A 15,996-nucleotide genomic window follows, 5' to 3' on the forward strand; every position below is an offset into this window, starting at 1 on the left:
GTAATGAAGAGCCGTTGTGAAAGTGGCTCTCTGAATCCTTGATGCTAATGGGTCATGCCCAGATAGCTTTCGTCTATTGGCATCGTCAATCGCCCTTTTTCATCGCGACCGCCAATGTCCTCAAGCATGTCGCCAAACTCATGAATTAGTGCATTCATATAACGAACTCCAAGTCGATTTAATCTTGGGGGCTTTCCACCACAAAACACTGCCCGAGGGTCTGGCTGGCTATCAACACTCAACAGTCGAATGTAAAAGCGAGCACGCCACGATTCATGTCGCCTTTCAGCAAGGTAACCATCAAGTAGCGGCATGAGAAAGTGGCGATCCACTTCTATGTCACCGGATGAATAGCGATAAACGGGCCGGCGGTTGGTAGCCATTAAATGCAATACATATGCCTCAGCAACTCGCCAGGCAAAGAATTCGTGAGGCTTTATGGCTTCCATTATTCAATCCCCGGCATGTTTATCTGAAGTCTGGCGTATGCTTCATGTCGATTGTTGACCAACTGACGCTTTCTGCCGCCAACACCCCAAAAGTTCATAGTGCGGGCGCAGTCACTCACAACCGCTGATTCCTCTTTGAAGATATGATCGGCCATATTTGCCTCGGCCATATAGCTGGCTATCGTGACCATCTCACCAGAGAAGAATTTGTCCAATACCGTGTAGACTCCAACCTTGAATGCAGGATCGATGTATCCGGCATACTCATAGGCGAGAAAACGGGTGACATAAGTTCCACCGCTACGACCTTTGATGATTCTAAATGGTGTAGATTCTCCACCTTTAACTAACTCATTGATAAATGAGCGAGTAACTGGGCTTCTTAAGAAGTCTGTTGGTCGAAGGTTGTCGACATTTTTACCAGCGGCTTTTGCCGCCTTCCAGATGTCGGTAATAGAAATGAGTTTTTCATCATCAATTCGCACGGGCGTATCGAACAATGCCAGTTCTTTCATTTGGTGATTTCCTATAGAAACGAGCCTCGTTGCCCAGAAACGACGCCCACAGAGAGGTCACCACCTATAACGGCGTTTCTCCGAGGCTAGTTTCTGTAAGACTCTGTGTTTGATATGCGCCGGGCATGGCGCGGAGGTTTACTGCATAAAAAAGCCCCGCTAATGCGAGGCTCTGGCTTTCTCTATTTTCCTAATCCCTGAAAAATTGTTATTCCCCTTTTCTATCGTCGCCAGCAGCGGCTCAATCCAGAGAACTGCCTTACAATAAGTCATTGAGTTGGCGGCAGCGGTACTATCATCGGCTGCGTTAGTGTTCCCGGTATCGGGGTGCATTGCGCTGGCACGTAAACGGTTCGCGTAGTTGAGCAGCCCGCCAGCGACATCAGCAGGAACAGGCAGATCACAGGTTTTTTCACGTCGGAGAATCTCCCGATATTCGATGACTGTTTTCTCGATGCCGGCATCTATCAGCGAGTTAAGATGGTTGGCATTCTCTGCCACCTGGTTAAACCGGTTAAAGTTGAAAGCCTGAGTGGTTATTACCATCGCCTGCAATGCGTTGTCACTGCGCAGTACCCGGTTGTCACTTTCTGATGTGGCCAGCGCGGCATTGCTGCGCGTAAGCAGTACGCAGAGCACCGCTATGACGATTACGACGATCACCAGCACGATAAAGCGCCAGCCGATTTTCAAATCCGCCAGCGTGATCATTTCAGACCATCCAGGCAGAGTTGCTTCTCCGCGTCACGGCGCTTAACCAGACCGGGCAAGATGTTTTCCCCTGCGTATACCCAGCGCGTGAACTGGTTGCATGCTGAAGTCCATGCAACTGGACCCTCGCGCAACATCGCGTAAAGTGTCGATTTCCGCATAGCGCCACAACCCACGTTGAAGGTGATAGAGGTAACAGCGGAGAATGTATCGTCGCTGAGTCGCTTGCCGCTGGCGTAGCTGTTAACACACCTCTCCGCCTCCAGAATGTTCATTTCCCAGTCGCGGGCGATTTGCTCATCCGTTTTTCGGACACCAGCTTTAACGCCGTGGGTATTTCCGATGCCGTCGGTCAGTATGCCAGCCGGGCATACATAGGGATCGCGTCGGCAGGATTCGGCGTTGCCTATTAACTCCAGGCCGCGCTCGTTAGTGCGAACATTGCCGGCACTAAGGATAATAGCGATAACCGTGCCTATGGAACATGCCACGCCTACCACGCCACCTGCTTTTTTAATCGCTGACATATCCCACCTTTTTCATAGCTTCTGTAACCACCTCGGCTGATGCCGGTCTTTCGTGCTCGGGCTTTTTCGCCACATCCTGGAGGTATTCTTCCAGTAGACGCGTACGTTTCTTTTCTTCCTCCAGACGAGCGCGTTCGTCCCGACGCTTCGCGTAGTACGTCTTTATTGTGAAGTACGCCGAAATCACCGCACCAATGATGAATACATAGTCCTGAAGAGAAAGAAGAGAAAAACCTGCGAGCATCGATGACCACCAGTAAGGGAGGTTGTGTCCGTCAGTAGGGTTCATTCGCTGCATATCCGCACCTCCGCTTGCTGGGGGCGCTGTGTTAGTCAAAGGAGTTCAGGCTCTCGGGCTGATTTAACAACAACACACGTCGAGGGTTTTTCCCGGAGCCTGAAAAGAAAAAGGGCAGCCAATTAAGCTGCCCGGAGTTATTCGTTGCACCACGTTATTTTGTGGTTCGCTTTATATAAGACATTCACCCGATGGAGTGACAAGCCACGCTGAATTAAATTCATCCTGAATGTCACTGCTGAGATGTTCCTTAATCCATAATTTAGACATATATGACATCTATTCGCCCACACTGTCCATCGTGGGCTTTTTTCCTGATTAGATACCTACAAGAATGGCTTTGCAGTCGTGATCCCAGTTAGCAGAGGTTCAGCAATCTGGCTCAGGACTCTCGCGTATGAGCTTCAACGTGTCGTGCAGCACGTATTCACTCAAAAGCCCTGGCCGGATTGCAGACATAAAAAAACCCCGCTGATGCGGGGCCTTGAATTCACTACCTGTCAATGAATACAACAATGACAAGATATCAGATTTACACGAAATATAGCCTTTTCAGTTCGGTTTTGCAAGATTTACATCCAAATTTGTCGCCTTCTGTTGTGAACGTGATCGCGAAACCGAAAGAAGAGCTTGGTTATCAAGCTGCACGAATGCTTGTTTCATCGCCAGCCAGTGCGGTAGGTAGGTTTCAGTCCAAGTTGCCTTTGCCACTCCTACCAGTTCAGCCAGCTTCTGATATTCATATGCCTCCTTCCCTGCCAGTTCTGCTTTGACATCCTGCGCCGCCAGCCAGATAAGCGCTTTCAGTCTGTCCATAGTTTTTCCGGCTACCTTCTTCTCTCCCATCTGCGCTTTGAACTCTGCCCACGCCCACTGTGTGATAGCCACCTGATACTCGAAACGGGTGTTCTCGCTGTAGCTCCACAGCAGCCATGCTTTCTGGTGTTCATCGAGTGACAACACAGCGCGCCGCCATGACGAAGTGCAATATTCGACGTGATTGACCAGGGGAATATGTGAGCCTTTGGCGCGAGATTGCTTACCGGGTATGGGCGGGTTGTCGAGCATTATCATCTTCCCGGTCACCTCATCCATTACGCGCGGTTTCTTACGCTTAAACGTACCGGTATCGAACTGGGCATTCTCCAGCCATGCCATTAACTGGCCTTTCGTTGCTCCACTCAGATCGGCAGTCGCTACGATCAACTGCTCACGCACATACTGCAAATATTGAACGTTCATTAATCGGCTTCCTTCTGAGGTTGTTTGTTCTGGCTGTGCTTTTCCACTGGCGGTTGTTTGGCTCTGGCTAAACTCTCGGCTTCGTACCTTTGGGATTCGGTTAAATTCATATGCCTAACCCCTCATTAGTCTTTTGAGCATTTGGTATTTTTCAGCATATCGAATTGCTCTAATCTTTATGCTGATCTTCTTTTTGAGCCTCTTGTGCTTAACCCATTCCCTAATTAGGAAGCAGGCCACCGCAATGAGATATGCCGATAGAAATACAGCGTCTGTCATGCGGCATCCTGTTGGCGCGCTCGACGCTTCTCAAGCTGTCGGGCTTTGCGTGTGAAAATGGATTTGATGCGTTGTAGGTATGGGATATCGAACCGGCGAGGCTCGTTGTCGGATTCAAGTCGCTCGACGCGCTCCAGGCCAATTCGTTCAATCAGGCGAATGCGGTACTCGACGGCATTGCCACTTAACTGGCGGTTGCACCGGGTACAAGCCGAGTGAACGTTAAACACGTTGAATTTGAGATGTGATGCCGCACCGCGGGAACGGTAATGACTGGCGTCAATGGCGCTTCCGGTCAGGTAGTTGTTTTTCCCAATGAGTGGATTACCGCAGCTGACACATTCTTTCCCATCATCGCGGATCCTGATGTACCGGTTGAATGCAGACTGAGCCTCTTTGTCCCATTGGGATTTCGTCTTGAAGGATTCGCGCATCTTCTGACGTCGGGCCCGGCCCTCTTTATCAGCCTGGTGCTTATCCTTGATGCGCTTAGCCTCGGCCTTCACCTTCTCTTTGGTGCGCAGTTCGATGGCATAGATAGCTCCGTGCGCAGGGCTGCACCAACGGATGTTGTCATATTGCGGAATGAACCACTCGTTGCAAACTTTGCACTTACGGCGGGATGGTTTACGCATCATGAAGCCCTCCCGAAGTAATCACCACGGTAGCGGACGTCTCGAAGCTGGATGTTCTGACTAACAGCGAATGCCTGGGTATATTCAATCAGGCTATTCATGCGTTTTACGCCCATTGATGATGTGCTTTCACGAATGGCTACCAGCTCACCCTCAAGGCCAGCGATAACCTTCCCCTGACCGCCGGTCGCAATGGAATGCCCGGATACCAGAATTGATTTCCACGACGGGAGCGACCACACGGAGCCAGCCCAGCGGATTTTTGCTTTCGAGAAATCTCCGCACAGAGCGTGGAACAAAGCATTTTGAGGAAGAGTACGCTTAGGGTCAGCAAAGCTAACCACAAGCGGCATAGAATCGCTTACGGGCTGCTTGTTGATGTAGTCAATGAGGTTGCGACGAACCTGTTCGTCACGGAGATAGAATTTTACGCCCACGCTTCACCTCCGCAGAGGTTAAACGCAGAATGCAGAAAATCACAGGTGCTGAAAAGCATCTGTGGCAGGTGTAAATATTCAAATTGTGGTCGCATTTAAGTCCCCTTAAATGCGCGAGAGTTACCGCCGGGCGTTCAACTCCGACGGCATCTCAATTATACCACCGAATGATGGTTTATCAATGTTGCTTGACGTTGAATTAGTAGTATGCGCCAACTGGCATAGCAATCATCTCGGATACAAAAATGCCGAACCTTTTAGCCGTTCCCTGAATGATTTCACCTGGTGAGTTAGCGCCACCACGGAATGTTTCCTCCTGACCGGTAACCACGTCTTTGTAGGTCAGGGTGATGATGTAGCGGAAAGTGGGAGCATCGTGTCGGTGGATTGGGCGGGTTGAAACGGGTTTTGTTACAGGCTCGCCAACCTCACGATCAAGAATATCCAGCACCCAGCGACGGAACTCTTTAGCAACAGGAGTGCGGGCAAACATGGCTATCAAGTGAGCTCCGCGCAGGGAGAAAATACGTACTGTTTTCTGATAATTCCCTGAGGCACTCAAATTGAGGGTCTCAGTCATATCGTCGCGAAACTCATCTGAGTTGCGATCATAAATCTGAGTAACGGCATCGGATTTTTTGTATCCAAGTGCCTGAGCTATCTCAACGGCGGTGAGCCAGATTTGATTATTTCGTTTTACGGGGGTGAATTTTGTATCGTGTAATGCGAGCTGATTTTTCATAGTGATAATCTCGTTTTGAATTTGAGTTATCACCACCAGTGACGCCAATCATGGTGGTGAACTGTGCAAGGTTGGCGTAACCGGTCAAACGAAATCCGGCGCTTCCGAAGAAGCCCTCACACAGCCCACCATAAATCGCGAATGTGACTGTGCTTAGCGCATAAAAAAACCGCTTACGCGGCCATGCGTCGTTTTGATATCCGGGACGCCAATCCCGACAACCGATTTTGCGGCTGCACAGAGAATATAGCCTCGGACATCTGTTTGTGTCAATTACTCACGCCGCTTTGCGATAAAGCTGTTCACATGAAGTCTGACACTAAGCCGGAAAGAACAAGACCGGCAATAATCGTAAATGCAGATATCAACCCGCACACTGGGGTTCCCCATTCAATACCCCCAGCAAGCGCCACAAATAACCCAGCAAAGAGCACAGAGATAAATGTAAAAATGAACTTGCTCATCAGCTTTCTCCTTCGATAACCTGGATGCCAGCAGCGGACAGACACTTCTCAACCGCATCAAGGCAGCAGTTCCACGTATGCGCAGTGAATGGCACGTTTGAGATATCAACTCGCGGTGGCAGCTTCACGGTGACGGTGCGGGACTCCAGCGCAGGGGGTACGGTGTAAAGCGCAATATCACGCCCCTGTGAGTTATCAGGGAATCCGCGAAGATATAGCCCGGTGGCCTGCATGTTGGTGATTTCACATTTCTCAGTCCACGCCACCGGCTCAGTGGTGGCCTTCTCCAGCTCCCCGATGCGCTGCTGCGCCTTCTCCAGCGCCTCTACCAGCGCCAGAACGTTGGATGTTTCGACATACAGGAAGCCATTCGCTAACGTGGCTTGCTGTTTCATGCGCTGCGCCAGTACGGTGATATCGTTCATTGGGCTGACTCCTGGTTATCTGCAAGAACTAAACGACCATCACATAGTGCCTTGATGATTTCCTGATACTCCCACCCGAAGTACATGCTCTCGACGTAGACACGCAGAGGTGGATAATCATGCTGCTTACGGCGAATGAAAGCCTCTGCTGCTTCGCGGGTAAAGTGAGCGTTGATGTTATGCCATTCTTTACGAGTCCCGCATACAGTGTGTCCGTCAAGGTCAGCCAGCACTTCCCACTGAGCTTCTTCATCGAGATCGGTAAAGGCCGTATCACACTGGTCAATGCAGAAGGCGTTTAACTCTTCCTGATCATGTTCATCAAGATCGTCCCAATACTCTTGCGGGCAGCCCCATTCGCATTCTTCGAAATGTACTATCTTCGATTCGCCGTACTCCTCCGCCAGGCCATAAATGGTTTCCTGCTTCTGAACCATGAAAATCGGATCGGCGGTAATGTGACGATTTACACCTTCGCCTCGGTGGTGATACTTCAGGCGCTCAATGAAATCGGCGAAGGTTTCTGGCGTCAGCTTTGCGCCATTTGCGATTGAATCACTCATGCTCGGCTCCTTGTCGTAACCAGATGCACACAGCGCCATCTTCAGTGTTATGGATAGAGCCGACAAACCAACCTTCACCAGCAGGCGCTTCAGGCTGCCAGGTAGAGATATCGTAACCATCAACGTCAGGGGCGATATCTTCTTCATCGCGATATTCCACGACCCACTGTAGGCCTTGTGCTTTCATCCAGTCATTGAATTCATCAGTTGGAATGTGCTCACGACCATCACAGAACGCTTCGTAAATCGGGTGAGTCCAATAACCGTATTGGTCACGGTCAACTGGCATAGCTACGATTTTTGTATTCATGATGTGGCTCCTTGGCGTAACTGGGCGGCTTTCCCATCAAACAGGAAGTCGATATGGTCAATTGAGTCACTCGCTACGGCTGACTTCGCCAACTCCTTCGCTTCAATCCACACCTGCGCCCGCGCTTCAGCCAGGTACGCGTCGGTTGCCGGGGTTTCGACATCCAGCAGAAACTGAAACTCATGCAGCGTCTGCCCATCGATGAAGTCACCGGAATCAGAGCTGATAGTGGCGTTGAGTTTCTCGTAGACCTTGCATGCTTCGTTTAGCACTTCACGACCTTTAGATTTCAGCCCCGCATTCTCCGCTACCACCGCAGCCAGTTGCTGCTCTGATGCTTTGGATGCTGCTTGCCACCCTTCCCACATCGCCGCCACCATTATGAACCAGACGTTCCCACAACCTTCCTTCTTGTGGTCGAAAAACCAGTTCACGTACTCCATGCTCATGTCGTGTTCTGCTGCCAGTTGCTCTCTGATGTTCATGCTCTCTTCACTCCGAATGTTTTAACCAGTGCCGACTCCATGCGACCTACGCAGGAGCGAATAGTGAATTTGTTCATGCCCTTTCACCCCGACCAACAAACCAGTTGAGTGCCTTGACGATCAGCGGGTTTTCCCACCACTCATCGATGAAACGGCGTTTGTTTTTATCTCGATAAAATTCCGGGCCGCAGTAGTGATGCCAGGTCATGAAGACGCACGTACCATCCTCAAGCCTCAGTCTGATGAAGCGGTATACGGTGATAGTCCCGTTAGGAATTCGAATGCATGTCATGTTGCCCCCTCCCATACACCGCCAGCACCCTGCGCATCGCCTCGCTCTGGCGACACTCCTGGAAAATTAAGTTCGTACTCACTCGACCTGCTTTCTCGTCTTCAGTAGCTAACCGGTAGTAGACCGTTCTCCACTTTCTGGAATCGACGACAATCAAGCGTTCTCTGGACATTGCGCTGCTCGCATGGTTGATGCACTCCTGACGACGTCCGTAGACTCTCGCCACTTCTGCTGAACTGAAGGTTTTGTGTGTCTTCAGGTATTCGAGGATTAACTGTCTGGCGGTCATGACTGGCTCCTGTAGCTATCCCAGGTGAATGACAAGGTGCATCCGCCGCCGTCGTTCATGCGGTCAATGACGCGTTCTCCGATGAATGCTGAAAGCTCATCCTTGGTCTGATTGCTAATCAGGATGGTGGGCTTCATGCGCTCGTAGCGGGTGTTGATGATTTCGAACATGATGAGCTTCTCAGCGTCGCTGCCGAACTGGACGCCAACTTCGTCGATAATCAGCAGGTCAGGCCTGGTGAAAGAGCGGATTACCTCATCCTCAGTACGTGTCGACCCTTTTGTCCAGGTTGACTTGTACTCTCTGGCAATCTTCAGCGCTGTGGTGAATAACGCAGAGCTTTGATGTTCAGTAATCGCGTGCCTAGCGATGCCAAATGCAAGATGGTTCTTTCCAGTGCCAGGCTTCCCGCACATCACCAGTCCACCGCCCTTCTGTAACCGTTCAGGCCACTTGTTTGCGTATGCCTGGCAGACTCTCAGCGCTCTACTGGCGTCTTCGTTTACCGGCTCATAGTTCTGAAGGGTGCAGGACAGGAAGCGATTTGGTATGTCCAGGCTGTCCAGCAGTCGCTCAACGTTGCGCTTGCGAGAATCCTCATCGATGCGAATCTTCTCAGCCTGTAGCTTGATAAGTTCATCTCGCATACACCCCGGGCAGATGCTTGGACGCGGAGGTATTTTGATAACAGTTCCTGTGTAGATCCGGGTTCTGCATTCAAACTCTCCGTGTTTATCACAGGTCTCTGTGCTGACTGTGATTTCAGTGTCGTTAATCGGAACGGGAGGCTTGGCAAGTTCTGCGATTCGACTTTCAAGGCTCGTTATTTTTTCATCCAGCGTCATGATCACTCCTGTGCCCATGCAGGCATTTCAGTTTTCCCGTAGTCCTTCGATGCGAAACCTTCAGACTGAAGCCCGTTAGCGACCTTGCGAGCAGGGCGTTGCGCAGCCTGCTTGTTCTGATAGCTGAGTTTCTGGCTGGCAGTGATGAACCAGTTTTTCGGCTTCTCGTGAGTGAATTCGATATCCAGCTTCTGAAGTTCGTAGTTCAGGTCAATCAGCGGATAGAGATTCTTCCAGGCCTGATAGTCCTTGTGGTTCAGTCGGACGATCTGCCCTTCGAATGCATATCGACTTGAGATTTCGTGAACATCTGCACTTTCTTCCCGGTCACCGTCGCAAGTCGCGTCAGCGGCTTGGGTGTTAGAAAGGGAATCAGGAATCAGGTTAAGGGAATCAGGAATCAGGTTAAGGGAATCAGGAATCAGGTTAAGGGAATCAGGAATCAGGTTAAGGGAATCAGGAATCAGGTTAAGGGAATCAGGAATCAGGTTAAGGGAATCAGCAGGATTTAAATTGTTCTCTACTGGTTCTTGCACTGTACTTGCATGGTGCTTTTCTGGTGCTTCATTGTTTTCAATGACTTGAGGTGATTCTGCATCCTTATTGTCTTCTTCTTTATCATTCTTGCACTGTTCTTGTCCGGTGCTGTCATTGTTCTCTACTGGTTCTGGTATCTCACTTGCAGCTTCTTTGCAGTGAGGATTCTGGTGCTTCTTCCAGTTTGAGATCTGGATAAAACCATCTCCATTAACCTGGTAACGGTTGATGAATTTACGCTGATGTAACTGTTGAAGAAGTTCATCACAGTCAACGTTATCGAATGGAAGGACGAGCGCTTTAACCTTTTTTGGGCGATCATCCAATCGCCCTTCTTTGTCAGCTATAGTCCACAACCCGGCAAAAAGGAGGCGGGCATATGGAGAACACTCGGCTAATTCATCATTGGTGAAAAAGCCTGGTTTGATATTTCTTGAACGTGCCATTTAGCCACCTTTAGTACGGGAGTTCTTCTTGAGCCTCACGAATGCGTTCAGACACCCACTCCTTGAACGTTGTCCAGTTAGGTACTGTTTTCGCAAACTCGGTAAGCTCATCGAGATCTAAGTCGTATGAAAGCCATGCCTTGAGGTAACTCATCACATGGTTTTGATTGATATATATTCGGTTTTTAAGGATTCCTCTGATGTATAGAATCCTTTGTTCTTCTGGAGGTTTTCTTTTTGTCGCTGCTATGCGAGGGATGTACTCAAAGAATTCACCAGTAAGCTCATGGGTTATTTCTTGGGTAAGTTTTTTGTCTGCGGCAAGTTCGATCGCATCCAGGATTTCTTCAACCTTGTATATTCGAAGCCATCTCTTTATTGACTTTCGCCCATTGTCATTGACGGTAAATGGCGCTATGCAATCTTCAATTTTGGTAACGACGATATCAATAACATCGTCTTTCAGGCTCTTAAGGCCATCTCGCCATTGGATCATCATCTCCAGTTGCTCTCGCTTGGTATTAAGCTCCTGGAGTTGCTGTCTTTGCTTTTCCATTATTGAGTGGTCGTTGAGCAACTTGTCACTTTTGCCGCCGTTGCAACTGTCGCAGGAAGTGACAAGGTTCATCATGTCGTTATCGCCGCCCTTACTGACGGGGTTGATATGATCGACATGAAGGATGACATCTGGTGCGGAATTCCCGCAGTACTGGCATTTGAAGCCGTCGCGCTTGAAAACCTCAAACCGTATTTTCTTGGTAATGCCAGAACGAATCTTTTTTACCTGGTCTGGTGAAGGTTTTTTTGCCATAATTACTCCTGTGAATTGTTTCAGTTAATTCCACCTGAAGGCCGCATCTGTTACAGCAGAGCGGCTTTTTTCATTTCTGATGGTCATGTTTCAAAATTCCCTTTCACCCCATCGCGGTTAACAATCAGAACTCAATGCATAAGGCATTAACCTGATTGCGATTAACCATGTTTCGCATATGTTGATTAGATGTTGATAAATAGTTAACACCAATCACTAAATGCATCGTGCTTTAGTTAAATGCCATCCCGAAACAGGCTGGCGAGCGAATTGTTAAAGAGCGTTACTGCTATGCGGTTTGCTGTTCTGCTTTTGGGAACAGCTTTGGTAAATCTGGGCGAATCTGATGTGCCTGAATCGCTCCACCAGTTGCGCTAACAATGCCGCCAACATGCTCAGGAGCAACCTTCGCCTTGTTGTGTAGCCACTTGTAAACGGCCTGCTGAGATACTTCGCAGGCATCGCCCAGTTTTTTTTGAGAACCGACGATGGTAATCGCGGTTTTAATTACTGGGTTCATAACAACCTCCGTGGTTAACATGAGTAAATAATAAAACTGTGGTTGTATTTAGTCAACAACCATTTTCGTTTGCTGATAGAAAACTCTGGTTGTACATTGCGCCTATGAACACGACACTTGCTGAAAGACTTAAAGAAGCCAGATCATTACGAGGCCTTACTCAAAAGGCGCTCGCAGATCTGGTTGGGGTTAGCCAGGCGGCTATCCAGAAAATTGAAACTGGGAAGGCAAGCCAGACGACAAAAATTGTCGAGTTATCCAATTCCCTGAATGTCAGGCCTGAATGGCTTAGCTCTGGCGTGGGTGAAATGGTAGCTGGAGGGCAGAAATCACTACCTGTAGCGAAAACTGATGATGCGCAAGACATCTTCAGGGTTGACGTTCTAGACCTGACAGTGAGTGCTGGGCCGGGGTCTTTTATGATTTCTGAGTTTGTTGAAGTCCTGCACGCAATTGAATTCACCACAGAACACGCGCGCTCTCTTTTCGGAAATCGCTCACAGAATGACGTAAAAGTAATGACCGTAGACGGCGATAGCATGTGCCCAACCATTCAATCTGGGGACAGGCTATTTTTTGATGTTTCTGTGAGGAATTTCAAAGTTGATGGGGTATACGCATTTGTCTTTGGTCAGCATTTCCACGTAAAACGCCTACAGATGCAGGGTCTTCAGTTGGCTGTGCTCTCAGATAATCCGGCATACAAAGACTGGTATGTAACGGAAGATAATCAGGACCAGCTATACATCATGGGCAAGGCGCTGATTCACGAATCGATAGCGTACAACAAGCTGTAGTGGCCTGAAGAGACGTTTGGGTAGTATCCAATGGCGATTTTAATTTGAGGCATAAATGGATTTAAGCTGGATACCTGAAGCATTCAAAGAAGTTAGACTCCTTTGGGAGTCTATCTACGATAAATCACCGCCGTTGGCCTACTTTGTTGTGATAGCAATATTCTTATTTCCGTTTTATTGCTTGCATACATGGTCAACATTCGGTAGGCGAGAGAGTGTTTTAGATGGTAAAGTTAAGGAGGCAAGAAAAAAATCAAAAGCACGGGACAAAGAAAGGGGGAAGAGATGATTATCGCCATGTTTGCAGTTGTAATGCTTTACGCATACTGGTACGCATGCCGCGCCACCTCTCTTAAGGAAAAGGAAAAGCTATCAAAGATCACTGTAACTTATCTGAGTGATGACTCGGTATCCAGCAAAATGAAAGATGTGGCTTATGCTTCATATCTAGGCGCTGGAAAGTGGTGGTTCTTCCCTGCACTGTGCATTCTTGCCCCATTCGTCTTCCTTGTCGCCAAAGAAAAAGACACAGAAAAAGCGGACGAACTCATAACCGAGGGTGACGGCGTAAATCTTCAGGATGTTACGAATTCAGTGATAGCGGTTAACATGAAGAGAAACCCTATCATCTCTGTTTTTTTTGCAGCAGCCTGTGCTTTATTAGTTGCTGTGGCAATTTGGTTTAGGGTGCTATTTGGTGGGCTAAAGAAGATACCAAGCGTTAGCTCAAGCATCTTGTCCGCAATGGACATCATCATCTCGTTAAAGAAAAAAGCGCACATCTAAACTCAAACCCGGCCACCGCGCCGGGTTTTCTTTGCCTTCCGACACCACAAGACCACCACCTGCCCGCCAGTGTAACTCATTGATAATTAAGATACCGAATTGACTCCTACCGCATTTGCCCGCCAGATGGGCAGCACCTAAATCCCGATTTACTCCTGCACTTTTCTGCTGCTCCTGCACCCTAACCTTTCGGCAAGCTCAGCACGTCAATAGCCAGCTCGACAGCCAAATCCGCATCCTCCTCCTGCCATAACACCTGAATCATTTCTATCAGCGCCTCTCTGGTCGGCTCGCGCTGCTCAACCAACACCTGCATGACAGCCATGCCAAGAATCTCAACTATCTGTGGGTGAAGCCCCGCGAAAAACTCCTCTTCACTATTCATAAATACGCCCTCAGTGATGTTTTTTTGAGCATACCACCAAGATCAGATAAAAATAAATCCCTTTTAATTACAACCAAGTACAACCAAAATAGCCACAAATACAACTATCGTTGTTGACTACAAAACAACTATGGTTTTAAATAAGCACATCGCAACAACACCGCGATGCGGCAACAGAAACACGCCGCGCCAGACTCCGGTCGGGCTGCTCATTAAAAATATGATTCCTCCCTGTTGCGGGGAGGCCGAAGAAAGTGCTTCGGGGTGATGTGAATTGCAGCTGCATAGACAGCAATCGTGAAGGTAAGCACCACGACGCATTACCACCAAAGCACTTACTGAGGGCACAGATATGAACTCAAGGCAGCGTTACAAGGCTAAACGCGCAGCAGAGCACCGCGAGCGCAAAGAGTATTGCCAGAAGATAGAGCGTGCATTTTCACGGCTATCAGAAGGTTGCAGCAATCGCGTAATCCGTGCCACTTCGCTAGGCAGTCTGCGAGACAGCAGCGCAGGAGGCTCGGTATGCCTGCCAGATGTAGCGATATTCGCCGCAGGCCATCGCGGCAAGACTAAAAGCATTTATCCGGCGAGGTAACTCATGAAAAAACTACTTATTCCGGCACTCGTTATCTTCTTATCCGCGTGCTCAGGCTCAACTCGTCCTGATGGGTGGTGCGCTACAAGTGCTGACGGCATTTGTGTTGTTAAGTGGATGAACGGAAAAAAGGTTCCATCTGGTGAGGTTGATTTCCGATATGGCGGCCTATCCATTTCAAATGGGAAATAAGCGGAACCGTGAACAATCACGGCTCAAAAGAGTGGTTCTAGGTAAATATGGGATATCACTGATAAGTGAGGTGGGAATGTTAACAGTAGCCGCAAACGAAGAAATGAAGATGTCCAGCCTGAATTTCTGAAAAACATCATCAATCCGTCTCGTGTTGAGGCAGGCGAAAAGCCGGTTCGCCCGTCTGATTTTCACGCTCGGGTTAATGATGAAATTGACGAAGAATTGAACTACGAAAATTTCGTAGTTGGGAAAACAGGGCATAAAACACACTACGCCATACTTAACATGGAGCAAATGACGCTTGTCGGCATGAGAGAGTCCAAATCGGTCCGTCGCTCAGTGCTCGCCAAACTAAAAGTGATGCACAGTCCTCAAATTCCCCAGTCCCTGCCGGAGGCGCTAAGGCTCGCCGCCGATCTGCAGAGCAGAAGGCGGAGTTAGAAACTAAGTTGGCTATAGCATCCCCTAAGGCTGAGTTTTACGACAGGTACGCGGATGCATCAGGAACATTTGGATTCCGACAGGTGTGCAAGGCGCTTGGCGAGAAAGAGAGTGTTGTTCGCTCTGTGCTGGTTGAGAAAGGTGTCATGTACCGATTGGGTGGACATCTCACACCTTATCAAAATCATATTGACGCAGGAAGATTCACGGTTAAGACGGGAGAGGCAAGCAACGGACACGCTTTCACGCAGGGAAGATTTACAACCAAAGGCGTGGTTTACGTGGCGGGGTTGATTGCTGATTGCAAACTAAAGGCTGCCAGCTAAGGCGGCCTTTTTATTGGTAACTGCGAGATAAGTGAGGTGAGATGTGGAAATTGAGATGCCAGATAGTTTCGACCCGGGTTGGCAGCAAACAATGCTTAGGCAGTTAGCAGGGAACATCGAATCTCTTAAGAGAGAGACGATGAGCCTGACGAATTGCTTATCGACTGCGAGGAGATTGTCGAAGCTCTTCGCGAATACTCAGGATATTAACAGGTCGCCTAACTGGCGGCCTTTTTATTGGTAACTACAGAGGGTAAGAGGATGGCAAGGCTGATTGTTCTTCTCATGTTGATGACGAAGAAGAAGTGGAAATCGCGACAGACCAGTTTGGTGACAACCTCACGTTTAGTAGCTGGCATGAGGCTGATGAATGGTGCGCCAGAAACACAAGGGGAGATGGGTGAAGACCATCAACCTAGATGACGACGACGACGATGAATGACCCGCTCCGGCGGGTTTTTATTGCCTCATACCTCACCGCATTTACGAGTGCGGTCAGTTATGACACACGGCGGCTATCCACCGCTAACTAACTTTGATGCGCACTAGATGCGCGAGAGTTCACGTTCCGCTAGCAAAGCGTCATCAGCATCACTAAGGAAATACATATGACCAAGAAATTCGAACTTGTAGCTGAATTAACTAA

At 48.9% G+C, this 15,996-nt stretch carries 26 protein-coding genes and 1 pseudogene; 5 read left to right on the forward strand and 22 right to left on the reverse strand.

Features of this window, described 5'->3' with window-relative positions; genetic code table 11:
- Positions 1-44 precede the first annotated feature (44 nt).
- From AC6I4B_RS16910 to AC6I4B_RS17010, 21 genes are all read right to left on the reverse strand, one after another.
- Positions 45-449, reverse strand: a complete 405-nt coding sequence (locus AC6I4B_RS16910) for a hypothetical protein (RefSeq protein ID WP_497766833.1) — start codon at positions 447-449, stop codon at positions 45-47.
- Positions 449-964: a KilA-N domain-containing protein gene (locus tag AC6I4B_RS16915; RefSeq protein WP_497766834.1), complete on the reverse strand. Its 516-nt coding sequence runs from the start codon at positions 962-964 to the stop codon at positions 449-451. Before AC6I4B_RS16915 ends, AC6I4B_RS16910 begins: the two co-directional genes overlap by 1 nt.
- 159 nt (positions 965-1,123) lie before the next feature.
- Positions 1,124-1,675, reverse strand: coding sequence for a hypothetical protein (locus AC6I4B_RS16920; RefSeq protein WP_497766836.1), 552 nt, complete (start codon positions 1,673-1,675; stop codon positions 1,124-1,126).
- Positions 1,672-2,202 (reverse strand): lysozyme, encoded by a 531-nt coding sequence (locus AC6I4B_RS16925; protein WP_497766837.1) that lies wholly within the window; start codon positions 2,200-2,202, stop codon positions 1,672-1,674. The genes AC6I4B_RS16920 and AC6I4B_RS16925 overlap by 4 nt, the downstream gene beginning before the upstream one ends.
- Positions 2,189-2,500 carry a phage holin family protein gene (locus AC6I4B_RS16930; RefSeq protein WP_497766839.1) on the reverse strand — a complete coding sequence of 104 codons (312 nt, stop codon included), beginning with the start codon at positions 2,498-2,500 and terminating at the stop codon, positions 2,189-2,191. Before AC6I4B_RS16930 ends, AC6I4B_RS16925 begins: the two co-directional genes overlap by 14 nt.
- Positions 2,501-3,052: 552 nt before the next feature.
- On the reverse strand, positions 3,053-3,742 hold the full coding sequence (locus AC6I4B_RS16935; RefSeq protein WP_497766840.1) for a bacteriophage antitermination protein Q: 690 nt from the start codon (positions 3,740-3,742) through the stop codon (positions 3,053-3,055).
- Positions 3,742-3,852, reverse strand: a complete 111-nt coding sequence (locus AC6I4B_RS16940; protein ID WP_497766842.1) for a PPVAKH motif-containing phage-derived small protein — start codon at positions 3,850-3,852, stop codon at positions 3,742-3,744. The genes AC6I4B_RS16935 and AC6I4B_RS16940 overlap by 1 nt, the downstream gene beginning before the upstream one ends.
- 165 nt (positions 3,853-4,017) lie before the next feature.
- Positions 4,018-4,656 (reverse strand): recombination protein NinG, encoded by a 639-nt coding sequence (locus AC6I4B_RS16945; RefSeq protein ID WP_497772212.1) that lies wholly within the window; start codon positions 4,654-4,656, stop codon positions 4,018-4,020.
- Positions 4,656-5,093, reverse strand: coding sequence for a recombination protein NinB (locus AC6I4B_RS16950; protein WP_497766843.1), 438 nt, complete (start codon positions 5,091-5,093; stop codon positions 4,656-4,658). Before AC6I4B_RS16950 ends, AC6I4B_RS16945 begins: the two co-directional genes overlap by 1 nt.
- Positions 5,094-5,292: 199 nt before the next feature.
- Positions 5,293-5,835 (reverse strand): BRO-N domain-containing protein, encoded by a 543-nt coding sequence (locus tag AC6I4B_RS16955; protein ID WP_497766845.1) that lies wholly within the window; start codon positions 5,833-5,835, stop codon positions 5,293-5,295.
- Between the two features lie 302 nt (positions 5,836-6,137).
- Positions 6,138-6,299 (reverse strand): hypothetical protein, encoded by a 162-nt coding sequence (locus AC6I4B_RS16960; RefSeq protein ID WP_497766846.1) that lies wholly within the window; start codon positions 6,297-6,299, stop codon positions 6,138-6,140.
- On the reverse strand, positions 6,299-6,724 hold the full coding sequence (locus AC6I4B_RS16965) for a hypothetical protein (RefSeq protein ID WP_497766848.1): 426 nt from the start codon (positions 6,722-6,724) through the stop codon (positions 6,299-6,301). The genes AC6I4B_RS16960 and AC6I4B_RS16965 overlap by 1 nt, the downstream gene beginning before the upstream one ends.
- Positions 6,721-7,287 (reverse strand): hypothetical protein, encoded by a 567-nt coding sequence (locus tag AC6I4B_RS16970; protein WP_497766850.1) that lies wholly within the window; start codon positions 7,285-7,287, stop codon positions 6,721-6,723. The genes AC6I4B_RS16965 and AC6I4B_RS16970 overlap by 4 nt, the downstream gene beginning before the upstream one ends.
- Positions 7,280-7,597 (reverse strand): hypothetical protein, encoded by a 318-nt coding sequence (locus AC6I4B_RS16975; RefSeq protein ID WP_497766851.1) that lies wholly within the window; start codon positions 7,595-7,597, stop codon positions 7,280-7,282. The genes AC6I4B_RS16970 and AC6I4B_RS16975 overlap by 8 nt, the downstream gene beginning before the upstream one ends.
- On the reverse strand, positions 7,594-8,082 hold the full coding sequence (locus AC6I4B_RS16980; protein ID WP_497766853.1) for a hypothetical protein: 489 nt from the start codon (positions 8,080-8,082) through the stop codon (positions 7,594-7,596). The genes AC6I4B_RS16975 and AC6I4B_RS16980 overlap by 4 nt, the downstream gene beginning before the upstream one ends.
- A 73-nt stretch (positions 8,083-8,155) precedes the next feature.
- Complete coding sequence (locus AC6I4B_RS16985; RefSeq protein WP_497766854.1) at positions 8,156-8,290, reverse strand: hypothetical protein; 135 nt, start codon at positions 8,288-8,290, stop codon at positions 8,156-8,158.
- A gap of 61 nt (positions 8,291-8,351) precedes the next feature.
- Positions 8,352-8,663: a protein ren gene (locus AC6I4B_RS16990; RefSeq protein ID WP_497766856.1), complete on the reverse strand. Its 312-nt coding sequence runs from the start codon at positions 8,661-8,663 to the stop codon at positions 8,352-8,354.
- Positions 8,660-9,508 carry an ATP-binding protein gene (locus tag AC6I4B_RS16995; RefSeq protein ID WP_497766858.1) on the reverse strand — a complete coding sequence of 283 codons (849 nt, stop codon included), beginning with the start codon at positions 9,506-9,508 and terminating at the stop codon, positions 8,660-8,662. Before AC6I4B_RS16995 ends, AC6I4B_RS16990 begins: the two co-directional genes overlap by 4 nt.
- A 2-nt stretch (positions 9,509-9,510) precedes the next feature.
- Entirely contained in the window at positions 9,511-10,491 is a 981-nt protein-coding gene (locus AC6I4B_RS17000; protein ID WP_497766860.1) for a hypothetical protein, read from the reverse strand.
- Positions 10,492-10,501: 10 nt separating this feature from the next.
- The gene (locus AC6I4B_RS17005) at positions 10,502-11,302 is read right to left on the reverse strand and encodes an HNH endonuclease (protein ID WP_129397284.1); all 801 of its coding nucleotides are present in this window, start codon (positions 11,300-11,302) and stop codon (positions 10,502-10,504) included.
- 289 nt (positions 11,303-11,591) lie between these two features.
- Entirely contained in the window at positions 11,592-11,822 is a 231-nt protein-coding gene (locus tag AC6I4B_RS17010; protein WP_497766862.1) for a transcriptional regulator, read from the reverse strand.
- Positions 11,823-11,926: 104 nt separating this feature from the next.
- Between AC6I4B_RS17010 and AC6I4B_RS17015 the strand changes: the two genes are divergently transcribed.
- Positions 11,927-12,619, forward strand: a complete 693-nt coding sequence (locus tag AC6I4B_RS17015; protein ID WP_497766864.1) for a S24 family peptidase — start codon at positions 11,927-11,929, stop codon at positions 12,617-12,619.
- 285 nt (positions 12,620-12,904) lie between these two features.
- Complete coding sequence (locus AC6I4B_RS17020) at positions 12,905-13,405, forward strand: hypothetical protein (protein WP_497766865.1); 501 nt, start codon at positions 12,905-12,907, stop codon at positions 13,403-13,405.
- A gap of 181 nt (positions 13,406-13,586) precedes the next feature.
- Here the strand turns inward: AC6I4B_RS17020 and AC6I4B_RS17025 are convergent, their stop codons facing one another.
- Positions 13,587-13,790 carry a hypothetical protein gene (locus AC6I4B_RS17025; RefSeq protein WP_497766867.1) on the reverse strand — a complete coding sequence of 68 codons (204 nt, stop codon included), beginning with the start codon at positions 13,788-13,790 and terminating at the stop codon, positions 13,587-13,589.
- Positions 13,791-14,142: 352 nt separating this feature from the next.
- Here AC6I4B_RS17025 and AC6I4B_RS17030 point away from each other — a divergent pair, with 352 nt between their 5' ends.
- The 3 genes and pseudogenes from AC6I4B_RS17030 (at position 14,143) to AC6I4B_RS17040 (ending at position 15,350) form a co-directional block, all read left to right on the forward strand.
- Complete coding sequence (locus AC6I4B_RS17030) at positions 14,143-14,388, forward strand: transcriptional antitermination N peptide (RefSeq protein ID WP_497766868.1); 246 nt, start codon at positions 14,143-14,145, stop codon at positions 14,386-14,388.
- 3 nt (positions 14,389-14,391) lie between these two features.
- Entirely contained in the window at positions 14,392-14,580 is a 189-nt protein-coding gene (locus tag AC6I4B_RS17035; RefSeq protein ID WP_497766870.1) for a hypothetical protein, read from the forward strand.
- 76 nt (positions 14,581-14,656) lie between these two features.
- Positions 14,657-15,350, forward strand: a pseudogene (locus tag AC6I4B_RS17040) (phage antirepressor KilAC domain-containing protein).
- Positions 15,351-15,996 lie beyond the last annotated feature (646 nt).

The organism is Kluyvera fluvialis, from assembly GCF_059725275.1.

What these genes read in the sequence shown, in the direction of transcription:
- AC6I4B_RS17020 (WP_497766865.1), top strand. Translation starts at nt 12,905, where the DNA reads ATGATTATCGCCATGTTTGCAGTTGTAATGCTTTACGCATACTGGTAC.
- AC6I4B_RS16970 (WP_497766850.1), bottom strand. Translation starts at nt 7,287, where the DNA reads ATGAGTGATTCAATCGCAAATGGCGCAAAGCTGACGCCAGAAACCTTC.
- AC6I4B_RS16910 (WP_497766833.1), bottom strand. Translation starts at nt 449, where the DNA reads ATGGAAGCCATAAAGCCTCACGAATTCTTTGCCTGGCGAGTTGCTGAG.
- AC6I4B_RS16930 (WP_497766839.1), bottom strand. Translation starts at nt 2,500, where the DNA reads ATGCAGCGAATGAACCCTACTGACGGACACAACCTCCCTTACTGGTGG.
- AC6I4B_RS16965 (WP_497766848.1), bottom strand. Translation starts at nt 6,724, where the DNA reads ATGAACGATATCACCGTACTGGCGCAGCGCATGAAACAGCAAGCCACG.
- AC6I4B_RS16960 (WP_497766846.1), bottom strand. Translation starts at nt 6,299, where the DNA reads ATGAGCAAGTTCATTTTTACATTTATCTCTGTGCTCTTTGCTGGGTTA.
- AC6I4B_RS16985 (WP_497766854.1), bottom strand. Translation starts at nt 8,290, where the DNA reads ATGACCTGGCATCACTACTGCGGCCCGGAATTTTATCGAGATAAAAAC.
- AC6I4B_RS16925 (WP_497766837.1), bottom strand. Translation starts at nt 2,202, where the DNA reads ATGTCAGCGATTAAAAAAGCAGGTGGCGTGGTAGGCGTGGCATGTTCC.
- AC6I4B_RS17000 (WP_497766860.1), bottom strand. Translation starts at nt 10,491, where the DNA reads ATGGCACGTTCAAGAAATATCAAACCAGGCTTTTTCACCAATGATGAA.
- AC6I4B_RS17025 (WP_497766867.1), bottom strand. Translation starts at nt 13,790, where the DNA reads ATGAATAGTGAAGAGGAGTTTTTCGCGGGGCTTCACCCACAGATAGTT.
- AC6I4B_RS16975 (WP_497766851.1), bottom strand. Translation starts at nt 7,597, where the DNA reads ATGAATACAAAAATCGTAGCTATGCCAGTTGACCGTGACCAATACGGT.
- AC6I4B_RS17035 (WP_497766870.1), top strand. Translation starts at nt 14,392, where the DNA reads ATGAAAAAACTACTTATTCCGGCACTCGTTATCTTCTTATCCGCGTGC.
- AC6I4B_RS16915 (WP_497766834.1), bottom strand. Translation starts at nt 964, where the DNA reads ATGAAAGAACTGGCATTGTTCGATACGCCCGTGCGAATTGATGATGAA.
- AC6I4B_RS17010 (WP_497766862.1), bottom strand. Translation starts at nt 11,822, where the DNA reads ATGAACCCAGTAATTAAAACCGCGATTACCATCGTCGGTTCTCAAAAA.
- AC6I4B_RS16920 (WP_497766836.1), bottom strand. Translation starts at nt 1,675, where the DNA reads ATGATCACGCTGGCGGATTTGAAAATCGGCTGGCGCTTTATCGTGCTG.
- AC6I4B_RS17030 (WP_497766868.1), top strand. Translation starts at nt 14,143, where the DNA reads ATGAACTCAAGGCAGCGTTACAAGGCTAAACGCGCAGCAGAGCACCGC.
- AC6I4B_RS16940 (WP_497766842.1), bottom strand. Translation starts at nt 3,852, where the DNA reads ATGAATTTAACCGAATCCCAAAGGTACGAAGCCGAGAGTTTAGCCAGA.
- AC6I4B_RS16935 (WP_497766840.1), bottom strand. Translation starts at nt 3,742, where the DNA reads ATGAACGTTCAATATTTGCAGTATGTGCGTGAGCAGTTGATCGTAGCG.
- AC6I4B_RS16945 (WP_497772212.1), bottom strand. Translation starts at nt 4,656, where the DNA reads ATGCGTAAACCATCCCGCCGTAAGTGCAAAGTTTGCAACGAGTGGTTC.
- AC6I4B_RS17005 (WP_129397284.1), bottom strand. Translation starts at nt 11,302, where the DNA reads ATGGCAAAAAAACCTTCACCAGACCAGGTAAAAAAGATTCGTTCTGGC.
- AC6I4B_RS16990 (WP_497766856.1), bottom strand. Translation starts at nt 8,663, where the DNA reads ATGACCGCCAGACAGTTAATCCTCGAATACCTGAAGACACACAAAACC.
- AC6I4B_RS16955 (WP_497766845.1), bottom strand. Translation starts at nt 5,835, where the DNA reads ATGAAAAATCAGCTCGCATTACACGATACAAAATTCACCCCCGTAAAA.
- AC6I4B_RS16980 (WP_497766853.1), bottom strand. Translation starts at nt 8,082, where the DNA reads ATGAACATCAGAGAGCAACTGGCAGCAGAACACGACATGAGCATGGAG.
- AC6I4B_RS16995 (WP_497766858.1), bottom strand. Translation starts at nt 9,508, where the DNA reads ATGACGCTGGATGAAAAAATAACGAGCCTTGAAAGTCGAATCGCAGAA.
- AC6I4B_RS17015 (WP_497766864.1), top strand. Translation starts at nt 11,927, where the DNA reads ATGAACACGACACTTGCTGAAAGACTTAAAGAAGCCAGATCATTACGA.